Origin of the sequence: Sphingobium cloacae (assembly GCF_002355855.1) — a bacterium.
Taxonomy (GTDB): Bacteria; Pseudomonadota; Alphaproteobacteria; order Sphingomonadales; family Sphingomonadaceae; genus Sphingobium; species Sphingobium cloacae.
In genome coordinates this window covers 277789-290829 of the sequence record NZ_AP017655.1, presented here as the reverse complement: position 1 = coordinate 290829, position 13041 = coordinate 277789, and the positions used below count along the sequence as shown (strand labels likewise).

16 protein-coding genes are annotated in these 13041 nt (G+C 65.9%); all 16 read right to left on the bottom strand.

The features are described 5' to 3' along the window. Positions 1-8 precede the first annotated feature (8 nt). A complete protein-coding gene (gene trbB, locus SCLO_RS01575) occupies positions 9-995 on the bottom strand; it encodes a P-type conjugative transfer ATPase TrbB (protein WP_066519145.1) in 987 nt (328 codons plus the stop codon). A 170-nt stretch (positions 996-1165) separates the two neighbouring features. Continuing rightward, positions 1166-1591 carry a ribbon-helix-helix domain-containing protein gene (locus SCLO_RS01570; protein ID WP_066519143.1) on the bottom strand — a complete coding sequence of 142 codons (426 nt, stop codon included), beginning with the start codon at positions 1589-1591 and terminating at the stop codon, positions 1166-1168. 9 nt (positions 1592-1600) lie between these two features. After that, positions 1601-3583: a conjugal transfer protein TraG gene (locus SCLO_RS01565; RefSeq protein WP_066519141.1), complete on the bottom strand. Its 1983-nt coding sequence runs from the start codon at positions 3581-3583 to the stop codon at positions 1601-1603. A gap of 15 nt (positions 3584-3598) precedes the next feature. Then, positions 3599-5359 (bottom strand): relaxase/mobilization nuclease domain-containing protein, encoded by a 1761-nt coding sequence (locus SCLO_RS01560; RefSeq protein ID WP_066519139.1) that lies wholly within the window; start codon positions 5357-5359, stop codon positions 3599-3601. Positions 5360-5597: 238 nt separating this feature from the next. Then, positions 5598-6314: a lytic transglycosylase domain-containing protein gene (locus tag SCLO_RS01555; protein WP_197705118.1), complete on the bottom strand. Its 717-nt coding sequence runs from the start codon at positions 6312-6314 to the stop codon at positions 5598-5600. Positions 6315-6503: 189 nt separating this feature from the next. Continuing rightward, the gene (locus SCLO_RS01550) at positions 6504-6836 is read right to left on the bottom strand and encodes a DUF736 domain-containing protein (protein ID WP_066519133.1); all 333 of its coding nucleotides are present in this window, start codon (positions 6834-6836) and stop codon (positions 6504-6506) included. Next, positions 6817-7395, bottom strand: coding sequence for a S26 family signal peptidase (locus SCLO_RS01545; RefSeq protein ID WP_066519130.1), 579 nt, complete (start codon positions 7393-7395; stop codon positions 6817-6819). Before SCLO_RS01545 ends, SCLO_RS01550 begins: the two co-directional genes overlap by 20 nt. Further along, positions 7392-7910 (bottom strand): DUF2840 domain-containing protein, encoded by a 519-nt coding sequence (locus SCLO_RS01540; protein ID WP_066519198.1) that lies wholly within the window; start codon positions 7908-7910, stop codon positions 7392-7394. The genes SCLO_RS01545 and SCLO_RS01540 overlap by 4 nt, the downstream gene beginning before the upstream one ends. 343 nt (positions 7911-8253) lie before the next feature. Then, positions 8254-9126, bottom strand: coding sequence for a replication initiator protein A (locus SCLO_RS01530; protein WP_066519128.1), 873 nt, complete (start codon positions 9124-9126; stop codon positions 8254-8256). A gap of 17 nt (positions 9127-9143) precedes the next feature. After that, positions 9144-9410: a helix-turn-helix transcriptional regulator gene (locus SCLO_RS01525; RefSeq protein WP_066519125.1), complete on the bottom strand. Its 267-nt coding sequence runs from the start codon at positions 9408-9410 to the stop codon at positions 9144-9146. Between the two features lie 233 nt (positions 9411-9643). Beyond that, the gene (locus SCLO_RS01520; protein ID WP_066519121.1) at positions 9644-9931 is read right to left on the bottom strand and encodes a hypothetical protein; all 288 of its coding nucleotides are present in this window, start codon (positions 9929-9931) and stop codon (positions 9644-9646) included. A 2-nt stretch (positions 9932-9933) separates the two neighbouring features. Further along, positions 9934-10923, bottom strand: a complete 990-nt coding sequence (locus tag SCLO_RS01515; protein ID WP_066519119.1) for a caspase family protein — start codon at positions 10921-10923, stop codon at positions 9934-9936. Positions 10924-10935: 12 nt separating this feature from the next. Beyond that, positions 10936-11307 (bottom strand): TIR domain-containing protein, encoded by a 372-nt coding sequence (locus tag SCLO_RS01510; RefSeq protein ID WP_066519117.1) that lies wholly within the window; start codon positions 11305-11307, stop codon positions 10936-10938. Positions 11308-11474: 167 nt separating this feature from the next. Beyond that, the gene (locus SCLO_RS01505) at positions 11475-11987 is read right to left on the bottom strand and encodes a DUF2285 domain-containing protein (RefSeq protein WP_231923306.1); all 513 of its coding nucleotides are present in this window, start codon (positions 11985-11987) and stop codon (positions 11475-11477) included. A 46-nt stretch (positions 11988-12033) separates the two neighbouring features. Continuing rightward, positions 12034-12252 (bottom strand): transcriptional regulator domain-containing protein, encoded by a 219-nt coding sequence (locus SCLO_RS23730; RefSeq protein ID WP_083949128.1) that lies wholly within the window; start codon positions 12250-12252, stop codon positions 12034-12036. Between the two features lie 141 nt (positions 12253-12393). Further along, positions 12394-12663: a DUF2285 domain-containing protein gene (locus SCLO_RS01495; protein ID WP_066519115.1), complete on the bottom strand. Its 270-nt coding sequence runs from the start codon at positions 12661-12663 to the stop codon at positions 12394-12396. Between the last annotated feature and the right edge of the window lie 378 nt (positions 12664-13041).

Genomic DNA, 13041 nt, shown 5'->3' with positions numbered 1-13041 from the left:
GTCCTTCTTCATGACAAGTCTCCCGGTGGGGTGGTGGAAAGCGGCGCGAGGCGGTAGTCGCCGGTCGCGGGATCGAGCCCGGCGACGCGGGCCAGCTCGGAAAGCCGGCGGCCGTGTCCGTCGCGGACCAGCACGGCGATCAGGTCGATGGTCTCGGCCAACAGCGCGCGGGGGACCGTGACGACGGCCTCCTGGATGAGCTGCTCCATGCGGCGCAGCGCGCCGAGCGCCGTTCCTGCGTGGATGGTGCCGACACCGCCGGGGTGTCCCGTCCCCCAGGCTTTGATGAGGTCCAGCGCCTCGGCCCCGCGCACCTCGCCGATGGGGATGCGGTCGGGACGGAGGCGCAGCGAGGATCGGACAAGATCGGACAGCGAGGCGACGCCATCCTTCGTGCGCATGGCGACCAGGTTGGGCGCGGCGCATTGCAGCTCGCGCGTATCCTCGATCAGCACGATCCGGTCTGGCGTGCGAGCGATCTCCGCCAGGAGCGCATTGACCAGCGTCGTTTTGCCGGCGCCGGTGCCTCCCGCGACAAGGATGTTGGCGCGCGACGCCACGGCCTCACGCAGCGCGCCGGCCTCGGCCGGCGACATGATCCCGGCCGCCGCATAGTCATCGAGCGTGAAGATCGCGACGGCGGGCTTGCGGATAGCGAAAGCCGGCGCCGCGACGATCGGCGGCAGCAACCCCTCGAACCTCTCGCCGCCCTCGGGCAGCTCGGCCGAGACGCGGGGGCTACGCGCGTGAACCTCGGCGCCGACATGGTGGGCGACCAGGCGAACGATGCGCTCACCGTCCGCCGCGCCCATCGTCATGCCGGTGTCGGAAATCCCCTCGCCGAGCCGATCGATCCAGAGCCGGCCGTCAGGGTTCAGCATCACCTCGATGACGGCGGAGTCTTCGAGCCAGGATGCGATCGACGGCCCCAGCGCCGTGCGCAGCATCCGCGCGCCGCGCGTGAAACCTTCGGATCGGATCGGCTGGATGGACAAGAAACGGCCCCTGAAATGGGCCGGGCGACCAACCGCCCGGCGTCAGGGGCACATCAAGAGGGACAGGAAATCGCGCGGTGCAACAGTTGCCTCGCGGCGTAGTAGAGGCGGCGGCAGATACTTACCCGGTGCGGATCGGCGTCTTGCCGATATGGCCGGGCAGAAGCCGATTATTCCGAATCGGCGGGGGGCTGCGGCCAGACATCCTCGGGGATTTCGTCGAGCAGGCTCTTGCCGCTGGCGTAGCGTCGACCGAGCGTTTCGACGAAGCCTTCATAGCGTTTGCGGCCTTTCACCTGTGCGGTGGCCTGATCCTCGTCGGGAAGCGGCGGCGTCACCGACAGCCAGAAGCGGACGAACAGCGCCAGTGCCTCGGTGGTCAGGCCGGTGTTGCGTTCAAGCCGCTGGACTTGGCGCGAGAGGCGGTCGAGCCGGCGCGCGAAGGCCGCCTCCATCCGGTCGGCGCCGTCCGGTGACATATATGACGCGACGGCCGCCTCCACGATCGCCGAGCGCGATATGCGCCGCCGGATCGCCAGCTCGCTCACCTGGCGGGCCAGCTCGGGCGGGAAATAGACATTGAGCCGGACGCGCATGGGCCGCTCCTACAGTTCGATGCCGTCGCCGGGATCGAGCGACGCCTGCCGAGCGATCCCGCGCATCCGCTGGCGGCGCACTGCGGCGGCCTGGCGCGCGGCTTCCTCGGGATCGTCCTCGACGATGGAAAACTCCTGCGCGGGCGGTGCGTCCGTCGTCTCCTTCACGATCGCCACATGGTCGGGCAGTTCGGGCTCGCGACGCAGGCCGGCGTTTGCCTCGTCCTCCTGCGCGCGGACGATCTTCTCCACCTCGGCCGGATCGGCGGCGGCGACCATCCCGGTCCAGTCGTCGGCCTGGGGCGTGCCTGCCGCCGGGACCGGCGCGGTCATGATCCGCTCGGCGAAACGCTGATCCTGAAAGTAGCGCGCCTTCTTCGCGCGGATCGGATGCACGCCCGCGACCATGACGATTTCGTCGTCGGGCGGGAGCGACATCACCTCGCCGGGAGTGAGAAGCTGGCGCGCGGTCTCGGAGCGCGACACCATCAAATGCCCGAGCCAGGGCGACAGCCGATGTCCAGCATAGTTCTTCATCGCCCGCATTTCGGTCGCGGTGCCGAGCGCGTCCGACACGCGCTTGGCGGTGCGCTCGTCGTTGATGGCGAAGCTCACCCTGACATGGCAGTTGTCGAGGATGGCATTGTTGGGACCATAGGCGCGTTCGATCTGATTGAGCGATTGGGCGATCAGAAACGACTTCAATCCGTAGCCCGCCATGAACGCCAAAGCCGACTCGAAGAAGTCCAGGCGGCCCAGCGCGGGAAACTCGTCGAGCATCAGCAGCACGCGATGGCGCTTGCCCGATGGGTTCAGTTCCTCTGTGAGCCTGCGGCCGATCTGATTGAGCACCAGGCGAATGAGCGGCTTGGTCCGCGAGATGTCGGACGGCGGCACGACCAGGTAGAGCGTCGCCGGCCGCTCGCCTTCGACAAGATCGGCGATGCGCCAATGGCAGGCGCGTGTGACCTGCGCGACGACGGGATCGCGGTAGAGTCCGAGAAACGACATGGCGGTCGAGAGCACGCCCGATCGTTCATTCTCCGACTTGTTCAACAATTCCCTGGCCGCGCTGGCGACGACGGGATGCACGCCCGCTTCGCCCAGGTGCGGCGTCGCCATCATTGCCGCCAGCGTCTGTTCGATCGTGCGGGCCGGATCGGACAGGAAGGCCGCAACGCCCGCCAGGGTCTTGTCGGGTTCGGCGTAAAGCACATGCAGGATCGCGCCGACCAGCAGCGCGTGCGATGTCTTCTCCCAATGATTGCGCTTCTCTAACGATCCTTCCGGGTCCACCAGCACGTCGGCGACGTTCTGCACGTCGCGGACCTCCCACTGACCGCGCCGCACCTCCAGCAGCGGGTTATAGGCGGCCGATGCGGCGTTGGTCGGATCGAACAGCAGGACGCGGCCGTGCTGCGAGCGGAAGCCTGCGGTGAGCGTCCAGTTCTCCCCCTTGATGTCGTGGACGATGCAGCTCTCCGGCCAGGTCAAAAGCGACGGCACGACCAAACCGACGCCCTTGCCCGATCTTGTCGGCGCGTAGCACAAGACATGCTCGGGGCCGTCGTGGCGCAGATAATGGATGCCGAGCTTGCCCAGCATCACGCCATCCGGGCCGAGCAAACCGGCTGACTGCACCTCCTTCACGGACGCCCAGCGCGCCGAGCCATAGGTCTCGGCGTTCTTCAACTCCCGCGCGCGCCAGACCGACATACCGATGGCGACGATGATCGAGATGACGCCGCCGGACGCCGCGATGAACGCGCCGGTCTCGAATATCTCGGGTGCATATGCGTCGAACGAGAACCACCACCAGAAGAAGGCCGGCGGCGGATAGACGGGCCAGCCGAAAGCCGTGAACCAGGGCGGGCCAAGCTCGGGCTGATAGGCCAGCGCGGCGGCCGTCCATTGGGTCGCGCTCCATATCGCTATGAGCGCGATCAGGAACACGGCGATGACCTGGCCCCAAAGGATTTTGGTTGCGGACATTGAAATTCTCCTTGTTCAAATGCCGAGGCCGCGCTGGCGGCCCAGCGTCCAGTCGATGCCGCCGCCGTCGCGCATGACGCCTGACACCTGGCGGCCAAGCTGGCGTTCCAGGCCGTTCGACCAGGGCACGAGGCTGAACCCGAGTCCGTTGTCGATCATGGCGAAGCGGCCGGACGTGAGGGCGAGGCGCTGGCGGCAAATGCCCGCGACCTTCCCGCCTGCCGCTGCGGGCCGATATTCAAGGCCGGTCTCGGCGGCGATGCGCGCGCCGGCCGCGTCCAACTCGCGGCGCCGCAATGTGTCGAGAAGGCCGCGCTGGAGAACCACGCGCTCGCCGAAGCGCCGCGCCAGCCCTTCGCGGACAAGATGGTCGGTGCGCCCGTCCATCGCGCGCCGCACCTCGGCGCCGAAGCCGCCCTCCGCGATGCCGGTCCCCCGCTCGATCAGCCGATGGTCGAGCCAGGTCGCGCCCGGCGCTTTTACCTGAGCGGCAAGGTCGAGATCGGAACGGGTGGCGAGGAACAGCGTCGGCTTCTGCTCGCCCGGCCTGCCGATGGCGCGCAGCTCGACGATGCCGCCGATGTTGGGGCTGTGCTCCAGCGCCTCGATGCCGGGAAACCGGACATGATGGGTGCGCCCGTCCGTGCCGTCGATCACGGCATAGGCCGTGCCCTTCAACTCGTCGTGCAAGCCCTTGTCGATCAGCTTTCCGACGACGGGCTTTTCGGGCGGTGCGTCCACGACCGCATAGCTGTCGAGCGGCCGGTCCTGGCCGCGATCCCGCAATGCCTGGCCGATGGTTCGGATGATGTCGCCGCGCGTGCCCAGGTCGCGCAGCCTGGCTTGCGCGCTTGTCGCCATCACCCATTGACCGGGTTCGGCCTCGGCCGCGAGCCCCATCGTCTCAAGATATTGCAAGCGGCCGGTCATCAGCCGGCGCAAGCGCGGATCGTCCGGGCCGGGCCGTTCGGGACGAAGGTCGATCACGCCCAGCTCGTCGGCCGAGCGGCCGATCTCGGCATCGAGGCGGGTCCAGCGTTCGGCCGTCACCTCGCGGTCGAGCGCACGCTGGATTTCATGTTCGGGCTTCGGCCCGAGTTCGGCCTGGGCCAGTTCCTCGGCGCGCGAGCGCAAGCCGTGACTGATATAGTCGCGGCTGATTACGAGATCCTGCCCCTGGTCGTTGACTCCGCGCACGAGCAGATGAACGTGCGGGTTGTCGGTGTTCCAGTGATCGACCGCGATCCATTCGAGCCGCGTCCCGAGATCGGCTTCCATCTGCCGAACGAGATCGCGGGTATATTCGCGCAGGTCGGTGAGGTCCGCCGCGTCCTCGGGCGAGACGACGATCCTGAAATGATGCCGGTCGTCCTTGCAGCGATCGGCGAAGGCGCGATCGTCGGCGCCATCGCGGTTGGCGTCGAACATCCGCGCGGGCGATCCGTCGCGCGTGACGCCCTCGCGCTTGAGATAGGTAATGTGCGCGGATAGCGGCGCCTTCGGCTGCCCGTTTCGGTGGAAGCGGGTAACGGGCAGCATCTTGACCACCACGCGCCGGCCCGATCCGAACAGGCGGCTGCGGGCGAAGGCCGTGCGGCCCCGGCCGAAGTTCGATTGCCCGCGTCGGCGCGCTCCACCCCAGCCAGGGCGCCGGCCTCCACCGCTACGCGCGGCGACGCGCAGCACCTCGGCGACCAGGCCGCGCGCATTGCGCCCCTGTGCGCTGCTGCGCTTCGCCTTCCCCGGTCGGACGCGGAAATCGCTGTCCTCGGTCACGGCCGGCGCGCTTTCCGCCGAAAATGGCCTATGGTGCCATTCGGCGCTTTGAATTTGCTTGCTTTTTCCTTCCGAGCGGCACGCTCGCCGACCGACGCACCCGCATGAACCCCATGAAAAGCCTTGGCTTTTCGGGAAAATGGGGTGCGCTTTGTATCTTGCCGTCCCTTTCTTCGGCTTTCTCCTGCCCCTTCAGCCCCGCTCCTGACTGCAACCGACGATCTGAAACGGGGGACGGTCATTGCGATCGAGCCCCGCCAGACCGGCGAACGAACAGCGTCTCGGCGGCGGTTTCGCTGTCGCTCGAAAGGCGCTCCGTCTGCGCGGCCGTGGTGGGTTCGGCCGCAGCGCCATCGTCTTCGGCCGGCGTGCTGCTGGTGCTCGCGGCGACGCTCGGGCTGCGCACGAACAGCGCGGCGCGGCGCCAGGCGAAGGGATCGGGCAGCGTCGCGGCGGCAAGCTGCACGTCGCCCGAGCCGCCGATCATTGGCGCCAGCTTTGCGAGATAGGCGCGCGTTTCGGCGGGCAGCGGGCGGCCGCGCGACAGAAATTCTTCGTAGCGGCCCGGCCCCGCATTGTAGGCGGCCAGCATGGCGCTCGCGTCGCCATAGCGGTCGTGCATCGCGCGCAGATAGGCCGCGCCCGCCATGATGTTGTCGCGCACGTCGTAGGGGTCGACCCCGAGCCCATAGCGTGCGCGCAGGCTGGCCCATGTCGCGGGCATGATCTGCATCAGGCCCATCGCGCCCGCCGACGAAACAGCGCGGGAGTCGCCGTTGCTCTCGACGCGCATGACTGCCCATATCCAGCGTTCGGGAATGCCGAAGCGGCGCGCGGCTTCGGCGACATGACCGGCATAGGGATGATGCGCGGCCGATCGCTCGGCGGGCGCGTCCTGCGCCAACGCGGCGACGGGCGCAGCGCCCGGCGCGAGCAGCAGCAGAACCGCGAGCATGGCGGCCGACCCGCCCCCGCTTCGCCGCCAGCCTGCCAGCGTGCTCGCTCCGGCAAAGGGTGCGCGCGAAGCGCCGGCCGGGGGCCGCCCTTGACCTTCGCTCCGCGCGCCGCCCGGCCTGCGACCGAGCGGGACGGAGGGATGAGACGGACTTTCCGCGAACAAAGGGATGATCGGGGACGGCACCGATCAGCTCCGATCATCGCGCGGCTTGGGGCGCTTCCACGACAGCCGGAATGTCCGGCCATCATCATCGGCGCGGAACAGCACCGGCCGGAACGGCGACCCAAAGAGCGGGCTGTCGATCTCCAGTGCGATGTAGTCACCGGCGCGTTCGCCGACCCGTTTCCACGCGCCGCCGACTTCCGGGCCGTCCTCGTCGTCGAGGTGGATGCGATAGTCAGGCGCGTTCTCGGCGTCGCTCGGGTCGAGCGCGGCAAGCACGATCTGCTCGTTTATGCCGAACAGCCGAACGCGGCCGGCATAACCGTTGGCGATGGCTTCAAAGATATTCGTCGGCATGACCGATCTCCTTGGCTTCGGGGGTGGAAGGCGTTGGCGACGGCGTGCGCAGACGCAGCGGCGTTGCCCGGCCGATGACGGTCGAGGCCGGCAGCGGGCCGAAATAGCGGCCGTCCATGCTGTCGGCGGCGTCGGGGTTGAGCAGCAGCAGCTCGCCCGGTTGCAGCGTGCGGCAGCCCCGCCAGACGGGCAGCGGACGGCCCTGGCCGTCGCGCGCGCGGGCGCTGGCGACTGGCTGGGCGTCCACGCTCACTATGTCGCCGATCCGGCAAACCCGCTGGCCGGGCTTCGCCACGACATACTTCAACAGCGGCACACCCTCGGGCAGATAGCCGCGCGCCGAGAGCCAACGTGCCAACCGTTCGGGCGGCGTGACGGCGACCAGCGCGCCGGTGGGCGGATCACTGTCGGGATGGATGCGATAGAGTCCGATCGGCGCGCTGGCGCTGGCGTTCCAGATGAGGCGCGGAAACGGGTCGACGACGGCGATGGCGACGAACGACACCGCGAAGACGGATGCGGTGACAACCGTCGCGATGGCATAGCGGCGGCGCGTCATCCTTCGATCTCCCGGCGTTTGAGCCAGGCGCGATGGCGCTCCCTCGTGTAAGGACGCGGCTGCTGGCCGGCGGCGATGCGGTTGTGAACGTGGCGCCAGTGGTCCGGCGCGGCGTTGCACGGATCGACGCCCGCCAGTTCCACCGCGTCGATCGTGGCGAGCACCTGGGCGACCTTCGGCCAGCCTTCGATATGCAACAGGATGTCGCCGCCCGGCCGCACGAACGGCAGCGTCGTGTAGGCTTCGCCGTCGCCGACCGCCCGCACGACATCGATGCGCGAGCTGATCGTGCCGAAGTCGTTGGACGCCCAGCGGACGAAGGCGAAGATCGCGCCCGGCCGGAAACCCATGACGCGGGTGCGGCGCGTGACGATGCGCTCCTGGGCGACGCGGCCGAAGCGTATCCAGTGCTCCAGCTTCTTTTCGATCCAGTTGAGTTCGACTTCGGTCAACCGCGAACCGGCGGCCAGCGCCGTTGGGACGGTCGGCGTGCGGGCGGCTTGCGCCCGCTCCATCGCCTGGCGGCGCAACGCGGCTTCGAATCCGCTGAAATCTATGCGCTGCGGGCGCGCGGGATCGCTCATCGTTCGGCTCCTGAGTTGTCGGAAAAGGGCAGCAGCGCAGCGAGGCGCACGCTCGCTCGGCCATCACCGGGGCGATCCCCGAAGCGGCGGCGGCAATCCACAATCGCGGCGCGCGTTAGCAAGAATCCGAAGGATTCTTCTCTATTAGGATTGTTAGAAGGTGTGCGATTTCGCGAGGATTTCTGCGGGTTTGCGCAGGCTCGCGGTCCCCGATAGCACGACTCTCCGGTCCCTGATGGCACGAGTCCGGCGGTCCCTGATAGCACGAGCGCCATCACCGCTTATCCACAAGCCGGATGCCGACCCGGCGCATGGCGGCGTCGAACGGATCGACAGGGATCGGAACGAAGTTGAGCCGCTCGCGTCCGAGCGCATGTTCGAGCGTAAGGACATAGCCGGGGAGCGGCTGGCGCTGGACGATCCGGCGCAGGTCGTGCGCGAAATGCTTAAGCGGCGAGAGCGCGCCGGATTTGAGATGAAGGTGCGGAACGTCGAAGCTCCAGCCGCCGCTCTGCCGCCCGCCATGCTTGCGCACGATCCGGTAGAGCCAGCGTTCGAGCCCGCCGGTGAGATCGAAATACGCGCGGTCGATGGTGAGCACGAGCGCGCGGTCGAGCACGCCGGCATAGAACCAGTCGGGGACGATCAGCTCCAGCCCGAGCGGCCGCCCGGCGTCGTCGAGGCGTTCCTGCCATTCGTTGATCCATGAGAAGCGATGCCGGCGGCGCTGGTGCTGCTGGCGGATCGAGGTGGCGACAGTGGTGGATTGCAGCCGGTCGAGCGCGGCGCGCAGCCGCTCATAGTCGCGGGCGGACGTGCCCCGTCCGATGAACGTCAGAATCTCATGCGGGGTCGCCGCCATCAGCCGCGAGGTCGGGCGGCCGGCGTCGCGCGCCTCCACGAGCTGGCTGGCCGCCCATATCAGCACGTCGGCGTCCCATATCGTCGCCATGCCGTGTTCGGGGACGGCCTCGACCGAGATCCAGGTCGCTCCCATGCGGAAATCGATCGGCCGGACGCGTTTCGACTTGGCGAGGCTGAAAAACGGCCAGGCCATCAAGTCCTGCGCGTCACGCGCGGCCAGGTCGCCGGGGATCGAATGGAACAGGTCGAGCTGCGCGCGCTCCGCGCTGGCTCGTCTGCGCATGGGAGACGGCGCCGGATTCATCGACGGCTCTGCGCCAGCGCCGAATCCCGCCGAGGCATGAGATCGTCCTGGCCGGGATCGGAGGTGGAGTATTTGGTGCCGAGATCGGCCCAGGCGCGAAGGTCGTCCACCGAATAGACCACCCGGCCGCCGATGCGCCGATAGGCCGGGCCGGTGCCGAAATAGCGATGCTTCTCCAGCGTGCGACCGGACAGTCCCAGGAAGCGCGCCGCCTCCGGCGTCCGCAGGAAGCGCGGCGGCAGATTAACGGGCGAATGGGTCAAGGGGTGTCTCCTGCGGAATGTGGCGGCAGGAGGCGAACATGACGAACTATGTGCGGCGCTGTGGGGAACGAAGATTCGCAACCACGCCGATGTGCCCCCCCTTCGGTGGAGCGGTCGGGCAATTAGCAGATGTGCATAGTTGGCAGCAGCGGGCGGCAGTTTGCCCGCCCGACCCTCTCCATGCCGCTTATCCCCGATGTGCTAGGGGGCGGCCGACTGAACCGCTATAATCTTTATTCAGTGACGTCCGTCTTTAGCGTCTTCAAGATCAGGGGTAGATAACGATCTACCTGCTCCCTATCGCTTTTCTTTTCGCTTTCAGTAAGATCGGCGTAGGCTGTAGTGGCTTGCTTTTCCCAACGGCTTACAGCTTCAGCCGAAAACACGAGTGAGCCGTCCGGCCGCTTCTGGCCCTTCGAGTGCATGTAGAGCTGCCAGTGTGACCATCGCTCATGTTCGATAGCGGCTAACTGCTCTACAAGATCGCCAAGCACGGCTTCTATTTTTGCGCGCTCAATCATAATTAGATGAGCCCACTGGCAACTAGTTGATGGTAATGTTGGCCCAAGACTGTTAACTCACATGATTTACTATTCATGGCGGCATGCCACATGTGCGCCTCGCCAACAGGTCGGACCAAGTTGACTTTCACATACCTCTGCAAAACAGCGAATACTGCCGCTTTTTGCGGGTCAGGAGGCGGGATCGTTGGATCAGCTTTTTGTTCTTCAGACCGTTCCGGCTCATACGCCGGATCGAGGGGGAAGTCATAATCGGGGCGCGGAAAGTGAGTTGCTAGCGCCTGAAGGTCGGCGAGGGGTATGGGGGCGGCTGCCTTTCGAAGTGACACGAACGTCTTCACGTTCGTCTTGAACATAGGCCGCTGAGCCCACGGTCCTAACGATTGATCAATGTGAGCGTAGACACTGCCGGGGGTAACGTCTCCGAGAAGATTCGCGGCCGCGCCGCCTAACGCGTCGACGAATAGGCTTGTGAAAACGCCAGCGCCACCACCGGAAACTTCCATAGCATACTGCTCGGCGGTCGAAGCCGTGAGGATCGTCATGCCCTCTTTCACCTCGGCTACCGTTTGCTCCGGCCGGGTTCCAGCGACGCCGCTATGGCAACTATCGAGAATGACAATCTTGTTCTTGGCCGGCGACTTCCCCGCCAAAGTCATCAACTCGGCAAGGGACAGCCCATCATCACCTGACTTACATTCCGTGCCACAGAGAAAGCCTCCGGTATCCTCGATGTATCCATGTCCCGCGAAATAGAAGAGTGCGATTTCTGAGTCGTCAGCGAATAGTTCACGAACGGCATCTTTAAGCTGCGCTTTCTCAATCCGATCATTGCCGCTGGTGCCCGTCAATATTTTTGGCGTTGCAAAGTTAACTGTGCCATCGGCGTGCCGTTCGAGAACGCTTTTCACGGAATGGGCATCGTTCACACAACCACTAAGCAAGCCGATGTGGTCATAGTGATCTATGCCGACGATAAGAGCTTTCCGCACAATCGACTCCCCTCAGAGTGAATCGATGAAGTCGCTTATATTTTTGTCGCTCCAGGAATACGTGGCCACGCCGGGTATGTCAGTCCTATCGTTAGAATAAGCCCAAATGCCTCGAACACGCTTTCCCTCGTCCTTCGCACACTGGATTTCCCACTTCTGACCGCTTGAAGTAAGTGAGTTCTTGCTAATAAGCGCAATGACACCGTGCGAACGTCGGATGCGGGTCCGCACCTTGTTCTGCCAATCGCTGTCGTAGGCTTGCTTCACCGACATATCGATGAACTCATAGGGTGCTCGCGGATGAAGGGATTGACCCTTTAGGAAGTCCCGCTGCCGTTCATCCTCAATAGCGAACGCAATAAACACCACCTTCTTGTCAGCCATTTTGTCCCCCCTAGAAGCTGTGAATCTGTCTAAGACCCGATCCTACATAGCGGCTAAGTTGCAAGGAGAACATAGTTCGCTTCGGTGACAAGAGCGGGGCGGCAGGCTTCGATTGTGGCTGCGCCTGTGTCAACGCTGGTGCCCCAAAATGCTGCGTTGCTTTGCGGTCAGCGGATGCGCAGCAGCTTGCGGTAGTCGCCATTCATGATCGCGGTGGCGTCGCGCACCAGGCGATAGGCGAAGGACCGGGCGCTTGAAGCCTTAAATTCGGCCGCCGAGAGGTGGTTGGCTTCACCCTTGCCCATCGCGATGGCGATCTCGCGGTAGGTGGCGCCGGCAAGGCGCAGGTCGAGCGCGCGCAGCATGGCATCGAGGCGCGTGCGCCGATAGGCGGTGAGCGGCCAGCCGCGCGGCAAAGGTCCAGTCCGCTTGCCGAACATCAGGCGGTGGAAGCGCAACAGGCTGGCAATGCGGGTGACGAAATCCTTGTCCAGCGGGATGATCGCGGCGAGCGGCCGGCCGGGCGTCGGATCGCGCAGCCATAGACGATGTTCGCCGGCCGGGTCCGCGATGATGACGTGGCGGCCGTCGAGCCCGGCCTGGTCGGCGAGCAAGGCGCCAAGCGAGAGCGGGTCAATCGCCGCGCCGGTGAAGTTCTCAGGCACGGCGTCGAGGATCACGGTGACGGCGGTCAGTTCGGGTCGCCAGACCGCCGTGTCCGACAGGTCATCTGGCGCATAGGCGAAAGGACAACCCCCATCGGTGGGCGAACGCCGCTTGTGCGGCTTGCTCGCTCACCGCGCCCTCCGCGATGCGGTGGACCATGCTGGCGTGATCTGCGCGATAACGTCGATTGCGCCGCAGGAACGCGGCGGCGAACTCGGCCCTGCTGTGCGTGTCCGGTCGTGGGCCGGCACGCCGAGACCGTTCTGGCGGTGTTGGCATGGCATCCTCCCGGCCCACTATTGGCGCGGACTCTGGACGTCCATGATCGACAAGCGGGACTTGCGCCGACAGCGCGAAGGCCGCGCAGATACATGCCGGTGTTGCGCGACCGGAAAGTTCAATTTGGACTGAATGTTAACGCTAGTCGGTGGCGCGCGGCCCAAGCAGGTAAGCGTAGCCGACTTCAGTCACCCACCGCGCGCGGGCGAGATGGCTGGCGTGCATCGCCTTCGCGCGCTCGGGCTCGGCGGCCGGGTCGATGCCGAAAACCAGCGCGGCGACATCGGGCCAGTCGGCGCCCGCGTCATCCTCGTCGAGCAGGCGAATGTAGTCCGCCAGATGATCCTCGTCATAGGCGGTGAGACGCTGCGCCTCCGGCGCGCGATCGTCGAATTGCTTGCCGCTCTCCATGTCCCGGCCTCCAGCCCCGTTAACCTTCTAAACCGGAACGGGCGTGATTCCAGATGCACGGCAGGCATGGTTTCGCGCGCTATCCGCAACGGTCTGCTCTTGGGCGAGAGGCGGTTTGTCTGCGGTGCGCCCCCGCAAACATCTCTCCTGACCCTGATCGGGGAGTGGTAAACCGCGTTTAGTCGGCCCCATGACCTTTAGCTCGGAGAGCCTGTTGTATACGTCACAGGCTCCCCGACCATGTGGTCAAGGATGGCGGCGCCGTCACGGCCGACGCCCAAACCGCTAAACGTGGGGCTACCAACCCCAGGCCGCCGCGTAGCGGCCCGCGTCCTTTTTAGGACGACGTCGTGATCTTGGCTACAGTCATCCCGCGAG